Source organism: Bradyrhizobium sp. CB82, from assembly GCF_029714405.1.
Taxonomy (GTDB): Bacteria; Pseudomonadota; Alphaproteobacteria; order Rhizobiales; family Xanthobacteraceae; genus Bradyrhizobium.
Window position 1 is genome coordinate 5507991 of sequence record NZ_CP121650.1, and the last position, 26330, is coordinate 5534320.

At 63.0% G+C, this 26330-nt stretch carries 22 protein-coding genes; 10 read left to right on the forward strand and 12 right to left on the reverse strand.

Features of this window, described 5'->3' with window-relative positions; genetic code table 11:
• Nucleotides 1–64: 64 nt before the first annotated feature.
• The 4 genes from QA640_RS26920 to QA640_RS26935 all read left to right on the forward strand — a co-directional run bounded on the left by QA640_RS26920 (nt 65) and on the right by QA640_RS26935 (nt 3868).
• Nucleotides 65–1009 (forward strand): ABC transporter substrate-binding protein, encoded by a 945-nt coding sequence (locus QA640_RS26920; RefSeq protein ID WP_283035919.1) that lies wholly within the window; start codon nt 65–67, stop codon nt 1007–1009.
• A gap of 81 nt (nt 1010–1090) precedes the next feature.
• Nucleotides 1091–1864 (forward strand): ABC transporter permease, encoded by a 774-nt coding sequence (locus tag QA640_RS26925; RefSeq protein WP_283042905.1) that lies wholly within the window; start codon nt 1091–1093, stop codon nt 1862–1864.
• Nucleotides 1861–2646 carry an ABC transporter ATP-binding protein gene (locus QA640_RS26930; protein WP_283035920.1) on the forward strand — a complete coding sequence of 262 codons (786 nt, stop codon included), beginning with the start codon at nt 1861–1863 and terminating at the stop codon, nt 2644–2646. Before QA640_RS26925 ends, QA640_RS26930 begins: the two co-directional genes overlap by 4 nt.
• A complete protein-coding gene (locus QA640_RS26935) occupies nt 2639–3868 on the forward strand; it encodes a Zn-dependent hydrolase (RefSeq protein WP_283035921.1) in 1230 nt (409 codons plus the stop codon). Before QA640_RS26930 ends, QA640_RS26935 begins: the two co-directional genes overlap by 8 nt.
• A gap of 4 nt (nt 3869–3872) precedes the next feature.
• Here the strand turns inward: QA640_RS26935 and QA640_RS26940 are convergent, their stop codons facing one another.
• The 10 genes from QA640_RS26940 to QA640_RS26985 form a co-directional block, all read right to left on the reverse strand.
• Nucleotides 3873–5540, reverse strand: a complete 1668-nt coding sequence (locus QA640_RS26940; protein ID WP_283035922.1) for a GMC family oxidoreductase N-terminal domain-containing protein — start codon at nt 5538–5540, stop codon at nt 3873–3875.
• Entirely contained in the window at nt 5537–7054 is a 1518-nt protein-coding gene (locus QA640_RS26945) for a GMC family oxidoreductase (RefSeq protein WP_283035923.1), read from the reverse strand. Before QA640_RS26945 ends, QA640_RS26940 begins: the two co-directional genes overlap by 4 nt.
• 27 nt (nt 7055–7081) lie before the next feature.
• Complete coding sequence (locus tag QA640_RS26950) at nt 7082–8194, reverse strand: ABC transporter ATP-binding protein (RefSeq protein WP_283035924.1); 1113 nt, start codon at nt 8192–8194, stop codon at nt 7082–7084.
• A 4-nt stretch (nt 8195–8198) separates the two neighbouring features.
• Nucleotides 8199–9146: a carbohydrate ABC transporter permease gene (locus QA640_RS26955; protein WP_283035925.1), complete on the reverse strand. Its 948-nt coding sequence runs from the start codon at nt 9144–9146 to the stop codon at nt 8199–8201.
• Entirely contained in the window at nt 9143–10090 is a 948-nt protein-coding gene (locus tag QA640_RS26960; RefSeq protein ID WP_283042906.1) for a sugar ABC transporter permease, read from the reverse strand. The genes QA640_RS26955 and QA640_RS26960 overlap by 4 nt, the downstream gene beginning before the upstream one ends.
• A gap of 139 nt (nt 10091–10229) precedes the next feature.
• Nucleotides 10230–11495 (reverse strand): ABC transporter substrate-binding protein, encoded by a 1266-nt coding sequence (locus tag QA640_RS26965; RefSeq protein WP_283035926.1) that lies wholly within the window; start codon nt 11493–11495, stop codon nt 10230–10232.
• Nucleotides 11496–11650: 155 nt separating this feature from the next.
• Nucleotides 11651–12424, reverse strand: a complete 774-nt coding sequence (locus QA640_RS26970) for an enoyl-CoA hydratase/isomerase family protein (RefSeq protein WP_283035927.1) — start codon at nt 12422–12424, stop codon at nt 11651–11653.
• The gene (locus QA640_RS26975) at nt 12421–14010 is read right to left on the reverse strand and encodes an acyl CoA:acetate/3-ketoacid CoA transferase (protein WP_283035928.1); all 1590 of its coding nucleotides are present in this window, start codon (nt 14008–14010) and stop codon (nt 12421–12423) included. The genes QA640_RS26970 and QA640_RS26975 overlap by 4 nt, the downstream gene beginning before the upstream one ends.
• 7 nt (nt 14011–14017) lie before the next feature.
• Complete coding sequence (locus QA640_RS26980; RefSeq protein ID WP_283042907.1) at nt 14018–14968, reverse strand: Gfo/Idh/MocA family oxidoreductase; 951 nt, start codon at nt 14966–14968, stop codon at nt 14018–14020.
• Between the two features lie 50 nt (nt 14969–15018).
• The gene (locus tag QA640_RS26985; protein WP_283035929.1) at nt 15019–16065 is read right to left on the reverse strand and encodes a LacI family DNA-binding transcriptional regulator; all 1047 of its coding nucleotides are present in this window, start codon (nt 16063–16065) and stop codon (nt 15019–15021) included.
• Between the two features lie 183 nt (nt 16066–16248).
• Here QA640_RS26985 and QA640_RS26990 point away from each other — a divergent pair, with 183 nt between their 5' ends.
• Nucleotides 16249–17022 (forward strand): 3-ketoacyl-ACP reductase, encoded by a 774-nt coding sequence (locus tag QA640_RS26990; RefSeq protein WP_283035930.1) that lies wholly within the window; start codon nt 16249–16251, stop codon nt 17020–17022.
• A gap of 100 nt (nt 17023–17122) precedes the next feature.
• Here QA640_RS26990 and rhaI read toward each other — a convergent pair whose 3' ends face one another.
• The gene (gene rhaI / locus QA640_RS26995) at nt 17123–18421 is read right to left on the reverse strand and encodes an L-rhamnose catabolism isomerase (RefSeq protein WP_283035931.1); all 1299 of its coding nucleotides are present in this window, start codon (nt 18419–18421) and stop codon (nt 17123–17125) included.
• Entirely contained in the window at nt 18418–20517 is a 2100-nt protein-coding gene (locus QA640_RS27000; protein WP_283035932.1) for a bifunctional rhamnulose-1-phosphate aldolase/short-chain dehydrogenase, read from the reverse strand. Before QA640_RS27000 ends, rhaI begins: the two co-directional genes overlap by 4 nt.
• A 190-nt stretch (nt 20518–20707) precedes the next feature.
• Between QA640_RS27000 and QA640_RS27005 the strand changes: the two genes are divergently transcribed.
• From QA640_RS27005 to QA640_RS27025, 5 genes are read left to right on the forward strand one after another with little or no spacing between them, the layout of a single operon-like run.
• Nucleotides 20708–21520: a DeoR/GlpR family DNA-binding transcription regulator gene (locus tag QA640_RS27005; RefSeq protein WP_283035933.1), complete on the forward strand. Its 813-nt coding sequence runs from the start codon at nt 20708–20710 to the stop codon at nt 21518–21520.
• 2 nt (nt 21521–21522) lie between these two features.
• Nucleotides 21523–23064: a sugar ABC transporter ATP-binding protein gene (locus tag QA640_RS27010; protein WP_283035934.1), complete on the forward strand. Its 1542-nt coding sequence runs from the start codon at nt 21523–21525 to the stop codon at nt 23062–23064.
• A complete protein-coding gene (locus QA640_RS27015; RefSeq protein WP_283035935.1) occupies nt 23061–24047 on the forward strand; it encodes an ABC transporter permease in 987 nt (328 codons plus the stop codon). Before QA640_RS27010 ends, QA640_RS27015 begins: the two co-directional genes overlap by 4 nt.
• The gene (locus QA640_RS27020; RefSeq protein WP_283035936.1) at nt 24044–25036 is read left to right on the forward strand and encodes an ABC transporter permease; all 993 of its coding nucleotides are present in this window, start codon (nt 24044–24046) and stop codon (nt 25034–25036) included. Before QA640_RS27015 ends, QA640_RS27020 begins: the two co-directional genes overlap by 4 nt.
• A 49-nt stretch (nt 25037–25085) precedes the next feature.
• Nucleotides 25086–26201, forward strand: coding sequence for a substrate-binding domain-containing protein (locus QA640_RS27025; RefSeq protein ID WP_283035937.1), 1116 nt, complete (start codon nt 25086–25088; stop codon nt 26199–26201).
• The last annotated feature ends 129 nt before the right edge of the window (nt 26202–26330 follow it).

Here is a 26330-nt window from a genome sequence, read left to right on the forward strand (position 1 = left end):
CAATTCATGCAACACAACGAAGTCATTCGGGTTCAATCCATCGATCGACAAGAGGACGACTATCATGCGTAATTCGAAAGCATTCGCAGCCATCATTGCTCTCGCAGTGGCGACACCGGCGCTTGCTGACGACGTTAAGGTCGGCGTCGGCATCTCCGGATGGACCGGCTTTGCACCGCTGACGCTTGCCAAGGAGGCCGGCATCTTCAAGAAGAACGGCCTCGATGTAACGATCAAGAAAATTCCGCAGAAGGATCGTCATCTCGCTATCGCATCGGGCGACATCCAATGCGCTGCGACGACGGTCGAGACCTGGATCTCCTGGAACGCCAACGGCGTCGCGACCAAGCAGATCTTCCAGCTCGACAAGAGCTATGGTGCCGACGGCATGGCCGTGCGCAACGACGTAGCTGCGATCAAGGACTTGAAGGGCAAGACGGTCGCAGCCTCCGCGCCGGGCACCTCGCCCTACTTCGCGCTCGCATGGATGCTCAAAAAGAACGGCTTGTCGGTGAAGGACGTCACGGTGGTGAACCTGGAGCCGGCCGCAGCCGCGCAGGCCTTCGTCTCCGGCCAGAACGATGCCGCGATGACGTACGAGCCCTATCTCTCGACGGTGCGCGCCGCGCCCGACAAGGGCAAGATCATCGCCACCACGCTCGACTATCCGATGGTGATGGACACGTTCGGCTGCACGCCGAAATTCCTGAGCGAGAATCCCAAGGCGGCTCAGGCGCTGGCCGACAGCTATTTCGAGGCGCTGGACATGATCGCCAAGGATCAGGCCAAGGCCTACGAGATCATGGGCAGCGATGTGAAGCAGACCGGCGAGCAGTTCGGCAACTCGGCAAAGTACCTGCGCTGGCAGGACAAGGCCGCGAACCAGAAGTTCTTCGGCGGCGAGTTCCTGGCCTTCAATAAGGATGCTGCGGAATTGCTGCTCGAGATCGGCATCATCAAGGTCGCGCCTAAGGTTGAGGATCTCTTCGACGCGAGTTTCATCAAGTAATCACCGCCAGCGCCAAGCCGGTTCGCTTCGCACGAGGCGAACCGGCGCATGATCTCGCCCCGTCTGGAAACCTCGCCCGTGATGCGTCCCCTCGATCCCGTGACTGCGAAGCAACGTACGGCTTACGGCCTCGCGTTCTTCGTGCTGTTCGTTGCCTTGTGGTCCTGGGCAACCTTCGGCGGCCATGTGTCGAAGACCTTCCTCGCGAACCCGCTGACCATGGTGCAGGAAGGCTTCGAGCTCCTGACCCGGCACGGCTTCGTGTTCGACATCGGCATGACGGTCTGGCGTGTGGTCGGCGGCTTTGCGCTTGCCGCCGTCATTGCCGTGCCGCTCGGCGTGCTGATGGGCGCCTACAAGCCGATCGAGGCCTTTCTCGAGCCGTTCGTGTCCTTCGCGCGATACTTGCCGGCCTCCGCCTTCATCCCGCTCCTGATCCTGTGGGCCGGCATCGGCGAATTGCAAAAGCTGCTCGTCATCTTCATCGGCTCGGTGTTTCAGGTCATTTTGATGGTCGCCGTGACCGTTGGAGCCACGCGGCGCGATCTGGTCGAGGCGGCCTATACGCTTGGCGCCAGCGACCGCGGCATTATCCGCCGCGTGCTGCTGCCCTCCTCAGCGCCCGAGATCGCCGAAATCCTGCGGCTGGTGCTCGGTTGGGCATGGACCTACGTCATCGTCGCCGAGCTAATTGGTTCATCGTCCGGCATCGGCCATATGATCACCGACAGCCAAGCCCTGCTCAACACCGGGCAGATCATCTTCGGCATCATCGTCATCGGCTTGATCGGCCTCGTCTCCGACTTCCTGTTCAAGGGGTTCAATGCGTGGCTGTTTCCGTGGAAGCTCGCATGACCACGCTCAGTATCGATCAGGTCTCACGAACCTTTCCTGCGCGGGCGGGCCACGCCCCGACGAAGGCGCTCGAGCCGACCTGCCTGGACGTGGGCGATAACGACTTCGTCACCATCCTCGGTCCGTCCGGTTGCGGCAAATCCACCCTGCTCCGCATCGTCGCCGGTCTCGACCGGCCGACCAGCGGCCGCGTCCTTCTCGACGGGCGCGAGGTGAGCGGTCCCGGCGCGGATCGCGGCATGGTGTTTCAGTCCTACACGCTGTTTCCCTGGCTTACCGTGCGGGAGAACATCGCTTTCGGCCTGCGCGAGCGCGGGATTTCGCAAAGCGAGCGTGGCGAGATCGCTGACGCCTTCATCCGCCAGGTGGGGTTGTCCGGCTTTGAAAATCACTGGCCGAAGCAATTGTCGGGCGGCATGCAGCAGCGAACCGCGATCGCACGCGCGCTCGCCAATGATCCAAAGATTTTGCTGCTCGACGAACCCTTCGGCGCGCTCGACAACCAGACCCGCGCCCTGATGCAGGAGATGCTGCTCGGAATCTGGGAGCGTGATCAGAAGACCGTGCTGTTCGTGACGCACGACATCGAGGAGGCGATCTTCCTCGGCAGCCGCGTCGTCGTCATGAGCGCACGGCCAGGCCGCATCAAGGCCGAGATTACGGTCGACCTGCCGCATCCGCGCTCCTACAAGATCAAGACCACGCCGGAATTCGTCCATCTCAAGGAGCGCCTCGTCGAGGAAATCCGCACCGAGGCGTTGAAGGTTGCTGAACATGCCTGATCGTTCCGTCGCCAACGGCGAGCGCGTGCTCGCCGACCTCAATGCACTCCGTGCCATCGGCGCCTACAAGACCGGCGTGCACAAGCCGACCCTGTCCGAGCCGCATCGCCACTCGCTCGCATGGTTGGTCGAAAAGCTTCCCGAAGCGGGGCTCACCGGTACGATTGACGGTATCGGCAACATCCTCGGCACCAGCACGCGCTCGGGACCCAAATTGCTGGCCGGATCTCATCTCGAAAGCCAGAACTATGCCGGCTGGCTCGATGGTCCGCTCGGCGTCGTCTATGCGCTGGAGGCCGCTCGCGTCATCAATTCCGATCCGTCGCTGCACGGCGCCGTCGAGGTCGCGGCGTGGTGCGATGAAGAAGGGCATTTCGGCCATTTCCTCGGCTCGCGGTCCTATGTCGGCGGCGTCAGCGAAGCCGACATCGACGCGGCGCGCGACCGCACCACCGGGCAGAGCATGCGCGAGGCGCTGCGCGATGCGGGCCTCGCCGGCCGGGCGCGTATCACGGCCGAACCGGGACGTCACATCGGATATCTGGAGGCACATATCGAGCAAGGTGACGCGCTGGAGACGAGCGGCCTTGCGATCGGCGTGGTCACCTCCATCGTGGGTATCTGGCAGTACCGCATCAACTTCGTCGGCGAGCAGAACCACGCAGGCACGACCCGCATGGCCGCGCGCAAGGACGCGGGCCTGGCGCTGGCCAAATTCTGCGTGGCAATCGACGCGCGCTTTCCGGCCGTGGCCGGCTCGCGCACCGTGTGGACAACGGGCCGCATCATGCTGGATCCGGGGGCACCGAGCATCATTCCGGGCGGCGCCGAGATGCTGTTTCAGATCCGCGACGACAATCCGGCCGTGATCGCCCGGCTGGAGGACCTGCTGCGGACGATGATCGATGAGGCCAATGCGAACGGCCCCTGTCACGCAACACTGGAACGGCTGCGCACCGGCGTCCCCGCCAGAATGCATCAGCCCTTCCAGGAGGCGATCGAAGCTGCGAGCAAGGCCTTTGCAAGTGGACGCTCCGTCCGCATGCCCAGCGGCGCCGGCCACGACGCCCAGGTTCTCGCCACCATCATGCCCGCCGCGATGCTGTTCGTGCCCTCGATCGGCGGCATCAGCCATCACTGGACCGAGAACACGGCCGACGCTGATATCGTCACCGGCGCCCAAGTGTTCGTGGACGCCTGCCGGCGCATTCTCGCAAGATGAGCGCTCATCTCGCAGGGCAACTGAGCGGATCTTTCAACACGTTGCGTTCAGTGCTCGCCAGTTGTGGCGCAGAGAACGTCGTCTTCCCAAGAATCATGTCTGCCGCCTTTTCCGCTATCATGATGGTGGGCGCGTTCGTGTTGGATGACGTGATGCGTGGCATCACGGAAGCGTCGCAAATCCGCAGACCATCGACTCCACGAAGTTTCAGCGACGGATCGACCACCGCCAGATGGTCAGTACCCATCCGACAGGTGCCGACGGGGTGATGATCGGTCTTGCAGGTCCTGAACGCATAGTCGGCGAGAGCGGCTTCGCTGGTGGCGGCCACACCGGGCATCCGCTCGAGCATGACGAATGGCTCGAGCGCGGGTTGCCGGAGAATCTCACGCGCCATCTTCAACCCCTCGATCGCTGCCGAGCGATCGCGCGCGTCAGACCAGTAGTTCGGGTCTATCATGGGCATCGCGGAGGGATCGCCGTTTGCGAGCCGCACGGTGCCACGCGAGCCGGGCCGCAGGAATGCAGAATTGAGAGTGACGCCTGCATGCTTAAGTTTCTCCACGCCCGCCTCGATTCCCGAGCCGAGGCCAAGATGGAATTGCACGTCCGGCCATTCCTGTGCTCTCGCCGCCGGCTCGGCGTACCAGAAGCCGCCGGTCTCAAACAGGGTCGACGCGACCGGCCCACGCTTGAACAACAGATATTCCAGCCCTGCCCAGATCGTGCGGTGCAGCTTCGCATAGCTATCGTAGGTAAAGTCGCCCCTGCACTCGGCAATCGCATAGAGGTCGAGGTGGTCCTGAAGATTCTCGCCTACACCGGGCAAATCGTGGACCGGCTTGACACCGACTGAATTCAGATGGTCGGCAGGACCGATCCCCGATAGCAGCAGAAGGCGAGGCGATCCGACGGCACCCGACGCAAGGATGACCTCCCGCTCGGCCCGAACGATCTCCCGCTGCCCTCCGCGCACCATCTCCAGTCCGACAGCCTGCCCATTCTCGACCGCGATCCGCGTGCTGTAGGCGCCCGTCAGGACGGTGAGATTCGGTCGGCCACGGATTGGCTTTAGATATGCCGTAGCGGTCGAGCTACGCCGCGCATCTCGCACTGTCACCTGATAGTGGCCGACGCCCTCCTGCCGCGCGCCGTTGAAATCGGGATTATAGGGAATTCCATATTCCTGCGCGGCTCGCAGAAACGCTTCGCTGATCGGCAGCGGATTGACGGGCACCGAGACGCCCAGGGGACCGCCGCGCGCATGGTAGGCGTCGACGAAGCGCTGGTTGTCTTCGGCGCGCTTGAAATACGGCAAGACATCCGCGTAGCTCCAGCCTGTCGCGCCGTCCGCCGCCCAGCCGTCATAGTCGCGGACATTTCCGCGGGTGTACACTTGCGCGTTGATGCTGGAGCCGCCGCCGAGCACCTTTGCCTGGGTGTAGCGCAGAGCCCGCCCGCCAAGGTGGCGCTGGGGCACTGTCGAGTATCCCCACGAGGCGATGCCCTTGGTCATCTTGGCAAAACCCGCCGGCATGCTGAACAGCGGGTTGTTGTCGCTGCCGCCTGCCTCGAGTAGGAGCACCCTGGTCGACGCATCGACGCTCAGGCGGTTGGCGAGCACGCAGCCGGCGGAGCCGGCGCCGACGATGATGTAATCGTAGATCGTCATCTCATGTCCCCATGAGTTCGAAGATCGGTCCTCGCAACATGATCTGCGACGCGCAACGCCTGGGCGGCGATCGTCAGTGACGGGTTCACCGCCGCCGAGGTTGGCAGGAACGACGCATCGACGACGAACAGATTGGAGTGATCAAAGGCGCGGCAGAACGGATCGAGCGGTGATGTCGCGGGATCGAGACCGATGCGCACCGTCCCGCACTGATGTGAGGGCGTGCGTCGGTCGAACGCCTTTGACAATACGATCGGATAACCCGCAGCACGCAGCCGCTCCTTCAACGTCGCCACCAGCGTCAGATGGGTCGTCCAGTTCGAACGCTGCCAGTCGAGCCGGATGTTCGCACCATCGACCGTCACGCGGCTCTCGGCGCTCGGCAGGTCCTCGCTCATCGCGTACCAGTCGACCGCATGCCGGCTCATCAGCCCAAGCGCCAATTCCGGTGCGAGCGGCATGTTGGCCTTCAGAATGGGCGCCGTGACACGTCCAAGCAACTGGATGTTGCCGAGTGGCGGTCCGCCGTGCCCATCATCGAGATAGAAATCGTTGATGCCGATCGTCTTCTGGTAGATCGAGTCGTTCACGACGCGCGGGTCGATCGCCAGCACAGCCGAGGAATTGTGATTCATGAAATAGCGTCCGACCGCATCGGAGCTATTCGCGATGCCGGCCTGTGACGAGCGCAGAAGTAGCGCGGCCGAATTGACGGCGCCCGCCGCGAGCACGACGATGCCAGCGCCGATCATGCTCCGCTCACCGGCCCGAATGACCTCAACGCCGGCGATGCGTTTGCCGTCCGGCTCGACGACAAGCCGCTCGACCTGCGCACCTTCGCGCAGTTCGACATTGTCATGAGCGAGGGCACAGGCAAGCCCGCAGGATTCGGCATCCATCTTGCCGTGCCCGGCGTCCGGGAATGCATCCCAGGGCGTCTTGGCACGTTTGAGCCATGGCTCGATGTCGATGCCGAGCGGCAGTGAAAACGGATTGAGCCCGATCTTCTTGAGCCGCTGCCGCACCGCTGATATCGCCGGCTCATCCGGCACCGGGCCGAACGGATAAGGCGCCGAGTGAAAGGGCTCCGAGGAATCGTCCCCGAGCGCGCCGCGCACGTTATAGAGTTGCTCCGCGCGGCTATACCACGGTTCCAACTCGCCATAGCTGAACGGCCAGCCCGGCGTCGTTCCATCGCGGTGCGCGATGGGCGCGAAGTCCTCCGCGCGGTAGCGGATCAGCACCGCGCCGTAGAGCTTGGTATTGCCGCCGACGTAATAGTAGTTGCCGGGGTTGAAGGCCTTCCCTGCGCCATCGAGCCAGGACTCCTGCGGTCGGAACACTCCGCGCTGAAAGATCGCCCTCGCGTCCCGCGCGGCGTCGCAGTCGCGGAGACGCTGGCCGCGCTCGAGAATCACAATCCCTGCACCCGTAGCCGCGAGGCCGGCGGCAAAGGTCGCACCGCCCATTCCCGATCCGATGACGAGGACATCGGCTGTCTCCGTGATCTTCATGCGGCTCTCGCAGCGCTCGATCGTCGGTCAGATACGGCGCGTCGTTGCTGGATCGAATAGCACCGCCTTGTCGAGGTTGAACGCGAACGTGTGCGGCTGTCCGAGCCGAACGTCAGTATCGGCACGCATGCGGGCGGTCACCTCCTTGCCCGCGACCCGGATGACGACATAGGTGTCCGATCCGGCAGGCTCGATGATCTCCACCTTGGCATCGAACCTGACAACCGATCTGGCATTGCGGTCCATGCTTTCGTCATCGTTCACAGCCTCGGGGCGAATGCCGAAGATTACCTTCGCGCCGTCCTTCAATCCGGCAGCATCGGCACTCGCCGGCACGGGCAGCATGATTGATGACCCATCCATGCGCACGAGCGCGATCCGCTGCTGGCCATCCGCCTGCGTAACCGTGCCCTCCAGCAGGTTCATCGCCGGCGATCCCATGAAGTCCGCGACGAACATGTTGGCGGGACGATTATAGATCTCGCTCGGGCTCCCCACCTGCTGCAGTTCGCCATTCTTCAGCACGGCGATCTTCGTCGCCAGCGTCATGGCCTCGATCTGATCGTGCGTGACATAAACGATCGTCGTGCCGGTCGTCTGATGCAGACGCTTGATCTCGACCCGCATGTCAACGCGCAGCTTGGCGTCGAGATTCGACAACGGCTCGTCGAACAGAAAGACACTGGGTCGTCTGACCAGTGCCCGTCCCATGGCGACCCGCTGTCTTTGTCCGCCGGAAAGCTGGCTCGGCCGGCGCGCCAGGAGATGTTCGATCTGCAAGGTCTTTGCGACCGAAGCAACCGCCTGGTCGCGCTCCGCTCTCGGAACACCGCGCATCTCCATGCCGAACCCGATGTTCTCGGCGACCGACATGTTCGGGTAGAGCGCATAAGACTGGAACACCATTGCGATGTCCCGCTTCGACGGGTGTAGATCATTGACAACGGCACCGCCGATGCGGATCTCGCCCGAAGAGATCCCCTCCAGACCCGCAATGGTGTTGAGCAGGGTCGATTTACCGCAGCCCGACGGGCCGACCAGCACCAGAAAACCGCCCTTCTCGAGCGTGATGTCGATCCCCTTCAGAACCTCGATCGTCCCGAAGCGTTTACGAAGCGAGTTGATCTCGAGCGTGGCCATCTCTTCATCCCTTTACGGCGCCAGCCATCAGGCCGCGGACAAAATATCGACCGGCAATGACATAGACGAGCAGCGTCGGTGCGGCGGCGATGATCGCAGCCGCCATGTTGACGTTGTATTCGACCACGCCGGTCGAGGTGTTGACGAGATTGTTGAGCGCGACCGTCATGGGCGCGGTATCGCCGGCCGCAAAGGTCGAGCCGAACAGGAAATCGTTCCAGATATTGGTGAACTGATAGATCACGGTGACGATGATGATCGGCGTGGAGTTCGGCAGCAGGATCCGGCGGAAGATCTGGAAAAAGCTCGCGCCATCGATCATGGCGGCCTTGATAAGTTCGGACGGAAACGCCGCGTAATAGTTGCGGAAGAACAGGGTCGTGAATCCCAGGCCATAGATGACGTGCACGATCACCAGATTGACCGTCGCGTTGCCGAGACCGAACGACCAGCCTGTCAAGTCAGCCAGATCGACACCGACGCGGCCGAGCATACCGAGGATCACGGCCATCGGGATGATGACCGACTGGAACGGGATGAAGCATGCGAACAGCATCATCCCGAACACAAGCTTGTGGCCAGGAAAGCTCCACTTGGTGAGGACATAGCCGTTCAATGCACCGAGCAGAGTCGAGATCAGGACGGCCGGCACGACCATCTTCACCGAGTTGAAGAAATAGCCGCTGATCCCGCGCGTGTCCGATACCCCGATGCGTGCCTCGCCCCATGCCACGGACCAGGGCGCGAACGTCAGGTGCCGCGGGAGAGCGAACATGTTGCCGCCGGTGACCTCGTCCAGCGGCTTGAGGGACGTCATCACCATGACGAGGAGCGGCACGAGGTAGACGAGCGCAAACAGCAGGAGCAGGCCATAGATGACGATGCGAGTCGTCCGAGAATGGCCGGGACCACGGCGCGCTGGCGCTGACGTGACCAGATCGGCGGCGCTCATCGGTTCTGCTCCCTGGTTTCCGAGTAGATGTAGGGGACCATAATCGCCGCGATCGTCATCAGCATGATCACCGCGCTGGCCGATCCGATCGCCATCTGGTTGCGGGTGAATGTATAGGAGTACATGAAGGTTGACGGCAGCTCGGCGGCCCCTCCGGGGTTCTTGCCCGTCACCGACAGCACGAGGTCATACGACTTGATCGCCATGTGAGCCAGGACGATCAGGGCCGAGAAGAAGACCGGGCGTATGATCGGAATGACGATGCGGCGATAGGTCTGGTAGGTGGAGGCGCCGTCGATCTGCGCGGCCTTGAGGATTTCGCCGTCGACACCGCGCAGTCCTGCAAGAAACATCGCCATGACGAAGCCCGAGCTCTGCCAGATGCCGGCGATCGCGACGCAATAGATCATCATCTTCGGATCGACGACCCAATCGAAATGGAAGCTTTTCCATCCCCAATCGTGCAGGGCGTTTTCGAGTCCGATGCGCGGATCCAGGAATAGCTTCCAGGCCGTGCCGGTGACGATGAACGACAGCGCCAACGGATAGAGATAGATCGGCCGCAAAATGCCTTCGCCGCGAATCTTCTGATCAAGCAGGATCGCCAGCAACAGGCCGAGGAACAGGCAGAAAAAGATGTAGAGGCCGCCGAACAGACCCATGTTGACGAGCGCGGTGTACCAGTTCGACGGCGGATCGGTCTCGAAGGTCCAGTCCCACAGCCTCATGTAGTTGGTAAAGCCGATGAGGTTTGTGGTCGGAAACGCCTTCGAACTCGTGAACGACAAGAACAGGGTCCAGAGGTTGAAGCCATAGACGAAGATCAGCACGAGCAGGAATGACGGCCCCAGCACAAGCCGTGGCAGCCAGTCCTGGAACCACCCGCGCAGCGACGGGCCGAGCTTGCGCCGGGTCATCGCGGCTGCCGCCTCGCGTTCGGTCATTGCGGTCATGATGATCCTCCGAAAGCCATGCCCCGTCGCCGCGACGAGTCCAAGGCGACGCAGGCGTAGCGATGACTTCCATTTCGACAGCCTCTCCCGTTTGCAGAGCAGCGCAAACGGGAGAGGAGCCGCCGAGCCACTACTTGGCGGCGTTGATTGCCTTCACCAGCTCAGTCACAGCGATGTCCGACGTCTTGATCCCACCGTGCATGAACTTCGTCACGACGTCGTAGTAGGCCGTCGCGATGGCCGGCGGTTGGGCGTAGTTCTGGGCGAGCGAGCCGAAGAACGTTCCCTTTGCGTTGGCCGCCTTGACGTCCGCGATGCCCTTCTTGCCACATATGTCGAAGGCGGCGTCGGAAACGTCCGTTCTCGCCGGGACGGAGCCCTTGATGACGTTGAACGCCGACTGGACGTCAGGATTCATCGTCACCTGCGCGAGTGCAAGCTGCGCCGCCTGGCGATCCGCCGGGACCTTGAAGAAGGCGAACATGTCGGAGTTATAGAACACCGAGCCGTCCGTGCCCGGGAAACGGTAGCAGAGGTAGTCCTTCCCAGCCTCCTTGTGCGCTGCCGCGAACTCGCCCTTGGCCCAGTCGCCCATCACCTGCACGAGCGCATCGCCCTTGATCACCATGGCGGTCGCGAGGTTCCAGTCTCGTCCGGTGTAGTTCGGGTCGACGTAGTCACGCAGCTTGGCAAGATTGTCGAATGCCTTCTTCATCGTGTCGGACTTGAGCGCGCCCTCGTCGAGGTCTACGAACGCCTTTTTGTAGAAATCGGTGCCGCCGGTTGACGCGACGACCGAATCGAACATCGTCGCCTCCTGCCAGGGTTGGCCACCAAGTGCGAGCGGAATGACGCCTGCCTTCTTGGCCTTGTCGAGCAGCGCAACAAACTCATCGAAGCTCTTCGGCTCCGTACCGCCGATCTTCTCCATCACGGCCTTGTTTAGCCAGATCCAGTTGACGGAATGAATGTTGATCGGAACGGCACCCCACTTGCCGTTGGTCTTGGCAAACTTCTGCAATGCAACCGGTACGACCTTGTCCCAGCCGTCCTTGTTCGCAAGCGACGAAATGTCGGCGAGCGAACCCTGTTCGGCGTACTCGAGCGCGTAGTAGCCGAGGATCTGCGATGCCGTCGGCGGATTACCCGCGGCGACATTGGCCTTCAGCGTGGTCATTGCCGCACCACCACCGCCGCCGGCGACCGGCACATCCTTCCAGGCATAACCCTGTTTGGCGACGGCCTGCTTGATGACGTCGAGCGCGGCTGCCTCGCCGCCTGACGTCCACCAATGCAGCATCTGCACTTCCTTGACGTCCGCCGCGTGCGCCAGCGTCCCATAGCTGATAGTGACGGCAGTCAAGGCCGTCGAGATCAGAAATGCGCGGAACTTCATGCGCGTGTCCCTTCCCTTTTTGGTCGTTTCCTGCCGGAAGCGGTCCGGCACCGTTTCGAGAAGCCTGTTCGAGAGGCTCTTGAATTCTATTCTTGTTGTCGTCCCGCGGTTGCCGCCCAACCCACTAGCAGCGGCCCGCCTTCAAGGCTCCTTTCCTAGTGTCCAACAAAACGGGGGGCGCGCTTGCCCCTGAAGGCGGTAACGCCCTCGGCGAGATCATCGGTCGTGGCAGTGAGCGCGCCGGCAAGCCCTTCAATGGGGGCATCACTGTCCTCCCCTTCCGCCGCGTTGATCATGGCCTTGACGATCTGCACGGCAAGCGGGCCGCGCGAGGCAACATCGGACGCCAGGCTTTCGGCGCGCGCCAGTGCTTGGCCGCCGTCGGTCACTTCATCGACCAGCCCAATCTCGCAGCCTTCTTCGGCCGTGAACAGACGGCCCGTGAGCGCCATGCGGCGCACCACCGAGGCCCCGAAGCGGCGAACCAGACGCTGCGTTCCCGACCAGCCTGGCGCCATGCCCAGTCCAGTCTCCGGAAGTCCGAGCTTGATGCCCCGCTCGGCGATGCGCACGTCCGCCACCGCGGCGAGTTCAAGTCCGCCGCCGAAGGCGTGGCCGGTGAGTGCTGCAATGAGCGGCACGCGCAGACGCGCCAGCGCCTCGAACGCGCGATGGCCTGCGCGCGTCCAATCGCGCCACATGTCGAGCGCGGGCAAGTCGCCCCAGGCCGCAATATCGCCGCCGGCGCAAAATGCCTTGCCCTCCCCGAACAGGATCGCCACCCGGGTCTCACGCGAAGCCTCGATGGCCCGCGCCGCCTCGCCGAGCGCCTCGACCATCTCGCGATCAAGCGCATTGAGCTTGTCGGGGCGCCTGAGGCCGAGACGGGCGATCGATCCCTGGAAGGTCAATTCGACAAATGGGCTCAAGCTGCCCTCCGCAATTCGAGGCCAATCGGTTCGGGACGGAACAGCACGGCTGGCATCAACTTCAGATTGCTCGCCACTCTTAGTGGGAATTCCGATTGTGCAAGCACGTCGCGCTGCAAGTCAACACCGGGCGCGATCTCGACGACGCTGACGCCCTCGGGCTCGAGCCTCAAGACGCAGCGTTCGGTGACGTACACGATCTCCTGCCCCTGCGCGACCGCCCGCCTGCCCGAGAAGGACACCTGCTCGACCTCGTTGACGAGCTTCCTGACCTTCCCTTCCCTGGCAATCCGCAATGAGCCGTCGGCGATCTCCAGGCCTGCGCCCGCGGTGAAGTAACCGGAGAACACGATCCGCTTGGCTCGCGCCGTGATGTCGACAAAGCCGCCGGCGCCGGCCGTCACATGGGGACGAAGGCCGAGCTTCGAAACATTGACCGACCCCGAGCGGTCGATCTGCAAAAAGGAGAGCAGCGACATGTCGAAGCCCCCGCCCTGGAAATAGGTGAATTGATGCGGCGACTGGACAATGGCCTCGGCATTGGACGCGCAGCCGAATTGGAAATCGAGCAGCGGAATGCCGCCGATGGCGCCCTGCTCGATCACCCAGGTGACCGCACCGTGCTGGCCTTCCTCGATCAGAATACGCGGGACGTTGGCCGAAATGCCGAATCCGATGTTGACGGCGTCGCCGTCGCGAAGCTCCATCGCGACGCGCCGCGCGATGGCCTTGCCGACGTCGAATTTTGGCGTCTCGAACGAGGCGATTGGCCGAAAGATCTCGCCGGAAATCGCGGGCTCATAGGGCGTGTTCGTGGTCTGGAGCTGGTCAGGTGCCACGACGATCGCGTCGACGAGCACGCCGGGCACGACAACGTCGTGAGGACGCAAGGTGCCAGCAGCCGCGAGGCGCTTGACCTGCGCGATGACGAGGCCGCCGTTGTTGCGCACACTCAGCGCCTGGTCGAGCGGCCCGAGAATGCCGCCCTCGTGCTCATAGGAAAGGTTGCCGCGCTCGTCCGCAGTGGTGGCGCGAATGATCGCAACCTGCGGAATAATGCTCGGGAAGAATAGCCAGTCCTCGCCGGCAAAGTTCACCCGACTGACGATCGGCTCGGCAGAGGCCTTGGCGTTCATCGCGCAGCCTTCACGCATCGGGTCGACGAAGGTGTCCATGCCGATCTTGGTCAGCACGCCCGGGCGCTTCGCAGCAGCTTCACGATGCATGTCGAACAGGATTCCCGACGGCACGTTGTAGGCGGGAATGGCGTTCCCCGAGATCATCTCCCAGATCGCAGGGGGAGCGGCTGAAGAAGGACCGGACGGATAAGAGCCTGCCAGGACCTTCTTGAGGCATCCAGACCTTGCGATGTGATCGATGCCTTTGACACCCCACATATCGCCGGCAGCGATCGGATGCAGCGTCGTCAAGTTGCGCGGGTGGCCCTCGGCATCAAATCTTGCGCCAATGGCGGCGAGCACCGCATCCGGGCAGCCGAGCCCGGACGACGAAGAGACCGTCACGACGGCGCCGTCGGGGATCAGATGGGCCGCCTCCGAAGCGGTCAAGACCTTCGTTCGTGCCATATTCGCCTCAGGTCGCCAGATCGATGGGAATCTCGTGCCCCGTTCGCGCGGCCTCACGCGTCGACAGCGCAACGCTCAGGGACTTGATCCCGTCCTCGCCCGTAGCAGAAGGTGCCCCACGGCCGGCCACCGCGTCGCCAAACAGGCGCACTGCCCGCAGATAGAGATTCTCGTGCGCGATCGAGAGCTGCCTCTCGCCGTCCTTCGTCCGCAGCAGAACTTCACCTTTGGACTGCTGGGTCATGCAGTCGGTCCCGATCAGCGACCCCTCTTCGCCGTGGACCTCGAAGCCGGTCACCGCGTATCGGGTCGTGAAGGCGTCGTGGAACTGGGCGATCAGCCCGCTTTCGAAACGGACCACGCCCATAACGCCGTCTTCGAGACCTGCCTGGCCCATGCCACCCCGCGACATCATCGCGGTCACGGCGACAGGATTCTCGTCGAGCACAAAACGCATGGTGTCGGCGTCATGGACGGTGATATCGAGCACGACGCCACCACCCGCCCCCGGCCTCTCAATCCGCCAGCCCTGCAGGTGGGGCGGAAGATAGACCGCATGAAACACGCGGGCGAACAGCGGCTTGCCGATGTGGCCCGCCTTGATCGCCGCATGGATTGCGCGATGGGTGGCCGCATTGCGTAAATGATGGTTCGTTCCCATCTGCACCCCTGCCGCAGTGCAGGCCGCGACCATCCGCCTTGCGTCCGCCAAGTTCAGCGCGAGCGGCTTCTCGCACAGCACGTGCTTGCCGGCCGCAGCTGCGGCCAGCGTCTGCGAACAATGATGCTCGTTCGTTGTCGAGATGTAGACTGCATCGATATCGCTCCCGAGCAGCGCCTCGAGATCCGACATTGCTGTCGCGATCCCGTTTTCGCCGGCAAATCGCTGCGCCCGTTCGGCGTCGCTGCTCATCACAGCCACCACCTCGCCGCCAGCTCCGCGTATGGCCTCGATCATCCACTCGCGCGCGATTGTACTAGCACCGATCAATCCCCAACGCAGGCCACTCAAGATGCGATCCTCCGTTTGAATGTCGCTCCACAGCTCTCTCGCACGACCAGCCGCGCTTCGCCCACGTAACTCTCGAGACGGCGCTCGCCCTCGTTGATCTGCCTCAGCAGCATCTGCGCGGCGCGCTCTCCGAGACTGCCGGCATCGACCGACACAGTGGTCAGGGCGGGAGAGACATGACGGGCCTCGGCGGTATCATCGAAACCGACGACGGCAACGTCGCGTCCGACGGCCAGCCCCTGTCGTGCAATCGCCAACATCGCGCCGATGGCCACGACGTCGTTAAAGCAAACCAGCGCCGTTGGCCGCCTCTCCGTCGACAGCAAGCGCTTCATGGCGTCGAAGCCGCCATCCTTCGTTGGCATGCTCTCGATGATCCGCGCGGGCTCGACGGCAAGTCGCGCCTTCTCCATGGCGCCCGAAAACCCGGCGACACGATCCTGGAAGACGACCATCCGGCCAACGCCGCCAACGAAAGCAATATCGCGGTGGCCGAGTTCGATCAGATGCTCGGTCGCCCGCGTTGCACCGGCCAGATTATCGGAAACCACCAGCGAGGCCCGGGCCCCGATGATCCGCCGGATCGCAAGCACGATGGGCACGCGCGCCTCGAGCCGCGAGATTTCCGCCACGTCGGTATCGAGCGCCGGACTGAGGATCAGGCCGGCGGCGCCATGCTCCCGCATCGAGCGCACCACCTCAGCCTGCCGGACGACGCTCTCGGCGGTGTTGGCGATGAACGGAACAAAGCCGGAGTTTTGCAGGGCGCGCTCGATGCCGATGGCAAGCTCCGCGAAAAACGGATTCGACAGGTCGTTGATGACCATCCCCACAATGTCGGCCCTCGCGCGCCGCAAGCTCGCAGCACCGCGATTGTAGACATAACCGAGGGCGTCCATCGCCCCTGCCACGCGCTGGCGCGTCTCCTCTTTGACGAGAGGGCTTCTCTTGAGCACAAGCGATACCGTCGACTTCGACACGCCTGCCGACTCGGCAATGTCGAGGATCGTCACCGCACGAGCCTTGTGCCCCGCACGCGCCATGTCCTTCGCGAACCTCCGATATTTTGGAACGTTCCAATACTCCCATTCTTCCCAACACGCAAGGGCTGAAATTGTGGCGAATGCGGAATCTTGGTCTCGAACGTCCTAACCTTCATACTATAGAACGTTCCAAATGAAACTGATGCCCGTTCACCGGGCTCGAGCGCATGGGAGGAAACCGATATGGGCGATCAGCGACGACCTAGCGCCTTGGTGACGGGGGCGGGGCGCGGCATCGGCCGCGCCATCGCGCTCGCGTTATCGCAAGCCGGCTTCTCGATCATCGTGAATGATCTTCCTGGCTCGAAAGATCTCGACGAGACGGTGGCCGCCATCCGCGAAACAGGCGGGGATGCAAGCGCCATCGCGATGGATATTTCGCAGCTCGAGCAGCACCAGCAATTCGTAGACGAAGCATGGAATGCCTTTGGCGGCATCGACTGCCTCGTCAACAATGCTGGTGTATCCGTTAGCGTCCGCGACGATCTCTTGAAGATGACGCCGGAAAGCTATGACCGCGTGATGAGGATCAACCTGCGCGGCCCCCTCTTCCTGACCCAGGAGGTCGCGCGGAGGATGATCGGCGCGCAATCGCAGCACTTTCGCAGCATCATCACGATCTCGTCGATCAATGCCGAATTCGCCTCGACTGACCGCGGCGAGTACTGCGTCTCCAAGACGGGTTTGTCCATGATGGCCCGGCTTTTCGCTATCCGGCTTGCCGATCACGGCATCGGCTCCTACGAGCTTCGGCCAGGGATCATTCGAACGCAGATGACCGCAGTTGCCAAGGACAAGTACGACCGGCTCATTGGCGAGGGTCTCACGCCTATCAAGCGTTGGGGCGAGCCCGAGGATATCGGAAAGGCCGTCGCCACTCTGGCGACAGGCCAACTCGGCTATTCCACGGGAGACGTCATCCACATCGATGGCGGCCTGGCGCTGCGGAAGCTCTGACCGCGGAAGAAAGGAAACTGTTGTTTGAGCATGATCTCCGCGCAAACGCGTTCCGCGTTTGTCGCGAGGGAGAACCGCTTCACACTCTCCGGATCATGCTCTACACAATTCCTGCCGACGTCCCGGCGATGGCAGGACGCTCCTTCGCCTTTTGCGCCCGATAGCCGGATGCGCGATACGCCGAGATCGGCGCGATCGCACCACCGGCACGCAGGCGGGCGATGGCGAGCAGCGGCGAGACGTCGGTCGTGAAGGCGCGCTTCAATTCGAGATGGGCACCGAGTGCGTCATTGGCCTCTTGCGCCGCTTCGAGTGCCGCGCGATCGACGATCAGAGCCTGCGCATAGGCGCGCTGCAACTCGATCGCCGATTGCATCAGGCTCTCGATCGGATCGGTCACGTTATGCGACTGATCAATCATATAAGCGGGCGCGAAGCCTTCCGCCTTGCGTCGCTCGGCGTCGATCAGCTCGTTGAAGACGAGAAACAGCCGGAACGGCTCGACCGAGCCGCTGTCGAGATCGTCGTCGCCATATTTTGAATCATTGAAATGGAAGCCCGCGAGCTTCTTGAAGCGAACGAGCCGGGCGACGATCTGCTCGATATTCACGTTCGGCGCATGATGGCCGAGATCGACAAGGCAATACGCCTTGGGCCCGAGCTCCTGCGCGACGGAGAAACTCGTGCCCCAATCGGGGATCACGGTCGAGTAGAATGCCGGCTCGTAAAGCTTGTGCTCGATGAACACCCGCCAGTCGGCAGGCAGTGCCGCGACGATCTCGCGCATTGCGTCGATATAGCGGTCGAGCGCCTTGGTCAGATTCGATTGGCCGGCAAAGTTCGAGCCGTCGGCGATCCAGACGGTCAACGCTTTGGAGCCGAGCTTGCGGCCGATCTCAATGCATTCGAGATTGTGTGCGACCGCTTGAGCGCGCACACGCGCATCGGTATGCGACAGCGAGCCGAACTTGTATGATAGCCCCTGCCCCGGTTGATCCTGGAACGTGTTGGAGTTGACCGCGTCGAAGGCGAGGCCGTGCGTCGCGGCCTGTTCGCGCAAGCTGGCATAGTCGTCGACCTTGTCCCACGGAATGTGCGGCGAGATGGCCGGAGTCGCCCGCGCCAATCGCTGAATCACGGCGCAATCGTCGATCTTCTCGTAGACACTGCGCGGCTCGCCAGGCCCCGGAAAGCGAGCAAACCGTGTACCCCCTGTGCCGACGCCCCAGGTCGGAATGGCGACGCCGAAGGACATGACCTTCTGCACCAGAGCGTCGGCGTCGATCCCGTGCCGCGCCAGTGCGCGCTTCAGTCCGTCGTAGTCTTCGGTGGTCGCGCTTTCGAGCCGCGCGTTGTGGTCGGCGATGAACTCCGCGCTAATCGAGAAGGGCGTGCTCATCGCGTGAAGGCCTGGGCGTTGCCGGCGTCGACATTGAGGATGTTGCCGGTCGATTTGGCTGAAAGGTCGGATGCGAAGAAGTAAACACCCTCGGCGATATCCTCGGGAAAAACCGACAGCTTGAGCATCGAACGCTGACGGTAGACTTCTTCAAGCTGGTCTTCCGCAACCTTGTTGGACGCCGCACGCTGCTGGCGCCACTCGCCTTCCCAGATCTTCGAGCCGCGCAGCACCGCATCCGGGTTGACCGTGTTGACGCGGATGCCATGCGCCGCGCCCTCCAGCGCCAGGCAGCGGGCGAGATGGATTTCCGACGCCTTGGCGGCGCAATAGGCCGAGGCGCCTGCCGAAGCGGCAAGGCCGTTCTTCGAGGCAACAAAGATGATGGCGCCGCCGATGTTCTGGCGCTGCATCAGCCGGAACGCCTCGCGCGAGACGAGGAAATAGCCCGTGGCGAGAATGTCCATGTTCTTCTGCCACAGTCCAAGACTCGTATCCTCGACAGGCGAAGCCGAAGCGATGCCGGCATTCGAGACGACGATGTCGACGCCGCCAAAGGCACGCGAGGTCTCCTCGAACGAGGCGACCACCGCTGCCTCGTCGGTCACATCGAGCTTCACGCCGATCGCCGCGTCGCGGCCGTGGCGCGTCGTAATCGCCGCAACGCGCTCGCTGAGCGCCTTCTCGTCGATATCGGCAACGACGAGGCAAGCGCCTTCGCCCAGCAGCCGCTGCGCAGTCGCCCCGCCAATGCCGCCGGCACCGCCGGTCACGTAGGCGATCCGCCCGGCGAGCGATTTCGGCTTTGGCATGCGCTGGAGCTTGGCCTCTTCCAGCAGCCAATATTCGATATTGAAGGCCTCCTGCTCGGCGAGACCGACATAGGCGCTGACGCCCGAGGCGCCGCGCATGACGTTGATCGCGTTGACGTAGAACTCGGCCGCAACGCGCGCCGTCGCCTTGTCCTTGGCAAAGGTGAACATGCCGATCCCCGGCACAAGATACACGACCGCGTTGGGATCACGCATGGCCGGCGAGTCCGGATGTTTGCAGCGATCGTAATAGGCGGCGTAGTCTTGCCGGTAAGCGGCGAACACGTGGTCGAGACCGGTGATCACCTCATCGAGATTGTCGCGCACGGGGTCGTAGGGCAGCAGCAACGGCCGGATCTTGGTGCGAAGAAAGTGATCCGGACAGGAGGTGCCAAGCGGCGCCAGTTTCGTCAGCGCGCTGGAGTTGACGAATTCCAGCACCTCCGGAGCATCGGTGAAATGGCCGATCTTGCGCTCGTCCGCGGAGATCTTGCCGCGGATCAGCGGCATCAGCCTGGCCGCGACCGCACGACGTTTTTCCGGCGAGGCCGTTTGGACCTTGGCGCCGCCGAAGGCCGGCTTCTGCTCATGCGCAGCAAGCCAATCGGCAGCCTGCTGAATCACGCGCAAGGTCATCTCATAACAGGCTTTCGATGTCTCGGCCCAGGTGAAGAGCCCATGGCCGCCGAGAACGACGCCGACATAGTCGGGATGGCGAGCGGCCATCTCGCCGAGTTTCAGGCCGAGATCGAAGCCCGGCCGCTGCCACGGCAGAAACCCGAGCTTGCCGCCGAACACTTCGCGGGTCAGACGCTCAGCGTCGACTGAGGCGGCAATGGCGATGACCGCGTCGGCATGGACGTGATCGACATGCCGGTGCGGCACGAAGGCGTGCAAGGGCGTATCGATCGAACTCGCGCGCGGATTGAGATCGAAGGTGCAGTGATTGAACAAGACGACCATCTCGTCCTCATGAGCGAGGCCGCGATAGAGGCCTTTCAAGCTCTCGAGCTTGTCGAGGTACAAGGTCGCGAAACCGTCGCGCTTCATCGAGCCGAGGTCGCCGCCTGACCCCTTGACCCAAAGCACGCGCATTTTCGCGCGCGTCAGCGGATCTTTCATCTCGATCTTGGCCGAGGTGTTGCCGCCGCCGAAATTGGTGATGCGCAGATCGGCCCCGAGCAGGTTCGAGCGGTATAGCAACTGGCCTGCCTCATCCAGCTCGGCGGCGAGCGCGTCCTCCCACAGATTTGGCAGGGGCGCGGCCGCGACGACCTCGCTCATTAGGCATTCTCCCTGTGCTTTATCTTCAGGCAGCTTACGTCAGGCATTCAATCACGGTCAATCATCCACGCTCATCATCGCGACGCAATATGATTGATGCGGCGCGATATTGAGCGAATTTGACGGTTTGCAGTTGACCGCTGGTCGAGGGCGTGACCTATTTACGGGCAAAAGCAAAAGGGAGGGCGACGTGCACGAGCGGGAACGCTGGCAGGTCATCAAGGCACTCTTGCGGGAACGGACGCTGGTGCGCATCGCCGACGCTTGTCGCGCGACCGGCGTCTCCGAAGCCTCGATCCGGCGCGATTTCGCCAGGCTCGCCGAGCAAGGCGTCGCGATAAGGGTGCACGGCGGACTCGAAGCCCTGCCGGAAACCGCCAACGCACCGGGCGACGTGCTCTCCCTTGCCACCCGCTCCTTCGACGTCAGCCAGACGCTCAATATCGACGCCAAGCGCGCCATTGCGAAAGCGGCGGTCGCCCTCTGCACCGATGGTGAGACGATCATCATCAATGGCGGCACCACGACGTACCAGATGGGCGATTATCTGCGCGAGCGCCGTCTTAAGGTGTTGACCAATTCCTATTTGCTCGCCGACGCGCTGATCCACACGTCGAAATGCCGCGTCGCCTTGCCGGGTGGCGAGGTCTATCGTGAGCAGGGCATGATCGTCTCGCCCTTTGAAGAGGATGCAATCCAGCATTATTCGGCGACGCGGATGTTCATGAGTGCGATCTCGATCGGTCCGCTCGGCGTGATCGAGGGCGACCCCCTGCTTGCGCGCGCCGAATCCAAACTGCTGAAGCGTGCCGACAAGCTGATCGTGCTGGCCGATTCCTCGAAATTCGTCTCGCGCGGCAGCCTCGTCGTCTGCCCGCTCGCGCGCATCGACACTCTGATCACCGATTCCGATGCGCCCGGCGACGCACTCGACATGCTGCGCAGCCACGGTGTCCGCGTCGTCGTGGTCGATGCGGGCGCTCAAACCAATGCGGCGGCGTGACCATGACAACGGATGCGCACTGTGAAACTTCCGCGGCGCCGCTTCTGTCGGTGCGCGCGATCGAGAAGTCCTTTCCAGGCGTGCGGGCGCTGTCAGGCGTCTCGTTCGATGCCGCCAGGGGCGAGGTCCACGCCTTGCTCGGCGAGAACGGCGCCGGCAAGTCGACGCTGATCAAGATCGTTTCCGGCGTGTTTCCGCCCGATCGCGGCGAGGTGCTCGTGGACGGCAAGGCGGTCGACCTCGCGCGGCCTGACGATGCCCGGCGCGCAGGCATTGCCACGATCTATCAAGAGCTGCTGCTGTTTCCGGAGCTCACCGTCGCGGAGAACATCTTCATGGGCCACGCGCCGCGCACGGGCCTCCGCCGGATCGACTGGCGGGCGATGCAGGAAAGGACGAATGCGCTGCTCGCTTCGCTTGAGATTCATGACCTGCAAGCCGACCGAGTCGTCGGTTCCCTCAGCGTCGGCAATCGCCAGCGCGTCGAAATCCTGCGCGCGCTGTCGCAGGACGCCCGCATACTGATCATGGACGAGCCGACCGCGGCCCTGACCGAGTACGACGTGACTCGGCTCTTCGATATCGTGCGCAAGCTGAAGGCTCGCGGGGTCGCCGTGATCTATATCAGCCATCGGCTCGATGAGATTTTCGCGATTGCCGATCGTGTCACGGTGCTGCGCGACGGTGCACATGTCGCGACCAAGCGCGTCGCTGACTCGGACGCGCCCGAGCTCGTGCAACTGATGGTCGGGCGCAGGATCGAAAGCCTGTTCCCGAAAATCACGGTTCCGATCGGCAAGCCGGTTCTGGAGGTGAAGGACCTCGAGCGACGGCCGCTGACGAAGAACGTCTCGCTCGCGGTGCGCGCCGGCGAGATCGTCGGCCTTGCTGGTCTCGTCGGCTCCGGTCGCAGCGAGCTGGCGCAGACCATTTTCGGTGTCACACCGGCCGATGGCGGCGAAATCCGGATCGCCGGACAGAAGGTCGACATTCGTTCGCCGGCGCAGGCACGGTCCTTAGGCGTCGCCTATGTTCCCGAGGATCGCGGCACACAGGGCCTGGTGCGGCCGATGACGGTGCGCGAGAATTTCAGCCTCGCCGCGCTGGGCAAGGTCGCATTCGGCGGCTTCATCGATCGTGGCGCCGAGCGCAAGCTCGCTGGCGACGGCGTCAAGCGCTTTGCGGTCAAGGCAAGCTCGCTCGAGCAGACCGCGGGCAAGCTCTCCGGCGGCAATCAACAGAAGATCGTGCTCGGCAAATGGCTCGCCAATGCGCCGAAGCTATTGATCCTCGACGAGCCGACGCGCGGCATCGATGTGGGCGCCAAGGCGGAGATCCATCGGCTGATGGGCGAGCTTGCGGCCCAGGGGCTCGCCATCCTAATGATTTCGAGCGAGCTGCCAGAGGTGCTCGGCATGAGCGACCGCGTGCTCGTGATGCGCGAAGGCCGTATCGTTGCCGAATTCCAGCGCGAAGAAGCAACCCAGCAGTCGATCGGCGCAGCGATGATGGGCAGTCATGAAAACGCGGAGAAAGCGGCATGACGGCGGTGACCTTAGCAGGTGCCGAGGCTGATCCGCGGCGGTGGTTGAGGGTCCTTGCCTCGCAGGAGGCTTTGCTCGCGATTGCGGTGATCGGCCTAGCCATCGTCGTCGGCCTCTACAATCCGCGCTTTCTGGCGGCGCGCAACCTGTCCGATGTGCTGCTCGGCAACGCCTATATCGCGGTCGCTGCAGTCGGCATGTCGATGGTGATCGTCTCCGGCAACATCGATATTTCCGTTGGCGCGCTGATCGGCGTCCTGGCGACGATCAGCGGCACTCTGGCCGTGCACGGCGCGCCGATCGTGATAGCCTGGCTGGCAGCGCTCGTTGCCGGCATCCTCGTGATGGCGTTGCAGGGCGTGATCATCGCCTATCTGCGCATTCCCGCGATCGTGGTTACGCTGGGCATGTTGTCGATCCTCAAAGGCGGCCTCATCAGCGTCACCGGAGGCAAATGGATCACCGACCTGCCCGACAGTTTCCATCTCGCCGATATCGAACTCTTCGGTGTGCTGCCGTTTCCGGTTTTTCTCATGATCCTGGTGACGATCCTGGCTGCGTTGTGGATGCGCTATTCGGCGCCGGGCCGCGCCATCTACGCCGTCGGCGGCAACGCCGAAGCGGCGCGCCTCTGCGGCATTTCGCATCCGCGCACGATCGTGATGGTCTTCGCGCTGCACGGCTTCTTCGCCGGGGCGGCCGCCCTGCTCTACGCGACGCAGTTGCGCGTCATCCAGTCGACCGTGCCGCCCAATCTCGAGCTGACGATCATCACCGCGTCGGTCGTCGGAGGCGTCAGCATCCTCGGTGGCGTCGGCACGGTGGTCGGCTCGACCCTTGCCGCCGTACTGATCGCCGAGATCGCCAGCGCGCTGGTCTTCATCGACGTCTCGCCCTACTGGATCCGCGCGGTCCAGGGCGTGCTCATCCTCGTGACCGTGATCGCCGATATTCTGCGGCGCCGGCGCATGGCCGGAGCATGAGCGCCATGAGCGAAATCCCTCTTCCCAGCAGCGCCAAGCGTGTCGTGCCCTGGTGGCTGCTGCGCCACGAGACCATGCTCGCGGTGATCCTGCTAATTGCGTTAATCGTGCTCGGCGGCTTGAACAGCCGCTTCCTCACGCTCGACAATCTGCTCAATCAAGGCAGGCTGACGACCGAGGTCGGGCTGATCGCGCTGCCGATGACATTCATCATCATCACCGGCGGCATCGACCTCTCGGTCGGCTCGATCGTCGGGCTCTGCGCGATCCTGCTCGGCTATTCCTGGAAGAATTTCGGCTTTCCCTTGCCGATGGCGGTCTGCTTCTCGCTGCTCGTGGGCGCCGCGGCGGGGCTCCTCAACGGGATCGTCATCACCAGGGTGAAAGTGCCTCCGCTGATCACGACGATCGCGACGCTCGCCCTCTACCGCGGGCTCGCCGAGGGGATCAGCCAGGCGCGTTCGGTGCGCGGCTACCCGGAATGGTTCTACTTCATCGGACAGGAAAACCTCCTCGGCGTGCCGGCTCAGCTCTGGCTCCTGCTGATCGCGATCGTGGTCTCGGCAATCGTTCTCGACCGCACCACTTTCGGCCGGACGCTCTATGCTATCGGCAACAACGAGACCGCCGCGCGCTTTTCTGGTTTGCCGGTCGATCGCGTGAAGCTGATCATCTACACGCTATCGGGCCTCTTGGCCGGCCTTTCCGCCTGTGTTCTCGTCTCGCGCGTGACCACGACCCGCTCGGACATGGGGATCGGCTATGAACTCGACGTGATCGCGGCGGTGGTGCTCGGCGGCACCAGCATATTTGGAGGCGTCGGCACGATCTGGGGCACAGTGGTCGGCTTGGCGATGATCCAGCTCTTGAAAAACGGGCTGGCCCTGACTGGCGTCAAGGGCGACGCGACGATCGTAGTCATCGGCACGGTGCTCATCCTTTCAACTCTTGTGGCGAGTACGCTCCAGCGGCGACGTGAGGGCGTTTGATGAATGTCTGGCCGCGAAAAAGCGGCCTTCAACATGGGAGGAAAACAAAATGAAACTCGGATTAGCTGCTACATTTCTCGGCGTGACACTGCTGGCCGGAACGGCCTCGGCGGCGGACAAGAGATGGGACGGCGCGGACGACCTGCCGGTCAATCCGCTTGCCTGTTCGGCTGGCGAGACCAACGCCGCGCCCGCGGCCAAGCCTTATGACGGCGGCCGGCCAACCAATGCGGCCGACAAGGCCGGCAAACCGATCACGCTGGTCGACGTGCCGAAGTTGATCGGCATCGGTTATTTCAACGCGACATCGAAAGGCATGCAGGACGCCGCCAAGGCGCTCGGCAATGTCACGGTAAAGACCGACGGACCGACCGAAGCCAAGATCGATGAGCAGATCAAGTTCATCGACAATTACATCACCAGCGGCGTCGACGGCATTCTCTTTGCCGCCAACGATCCGGTGGCGATCGCGCCGGTCCTGAAGAAGGCGCTGTCGAAGGGCATCCATGTCGTCGGCTATGACGCCAACTCGACGCCGGATGCGCGCGAATGGTTCGTCAACCAGGCCGAGTTCAACGGCATCGCCAAGGCGATGATCGACTCGATGGCCAAGGAGGCCGGCGAGGACAAGAGCTTCGCGATCGTCACCTCGACCTTCACGACGCCGAACCAGGCACGCTGGATCGCCGAAATGTGGGCGTACGCGCAGAAGTGTCACCCCAAGCTGACATGGCTCGAAACGGTCGAGGCGCAGGAAGACAACAATTTGTCCTTCAACCAGGCGACGACACTGATCAACAAGCATGGCGACAAGCTGGCTGGCCTGTTCGGCATGACATCGGTCGCGACACCTGCTTCGGCGGAAGCCGTGACCAAGGCCAAGCTCTGCGGCAAGGTCGCGGTGGTTGGCCTCGCCACGCCCAACGCGATGAAGCCGTATGTCAACGCGGACTGCGTCAAGTCGGTCGTGCTGTGGAATCCGGTCGATCTCGGCTATGCCGCGACCTACGTGATGCGTGCCGTCGTCGACGGCAGCCTGAAGCCCGGCGCGACCTCGGTGGACGCGGGCAAGCTCGGCAAGCTGACCGTGGTGAATGGCAGCGAGATCCTGCTTGGCTCACCCTTCGTCTTCACGAAGCAGAACATCAAGGACTTCGATTTCTGATTTGGACTCGTCGCCCGGCCGCAGAACACGGCCGGGCGACACACTTCTGGCACTCGTTGTCGTTGCCGTGAAGCCGGCCATGAGTCGGTGGTGAGTTGCTTGTCGAGATAATCTGCCTTGAGCTTGACC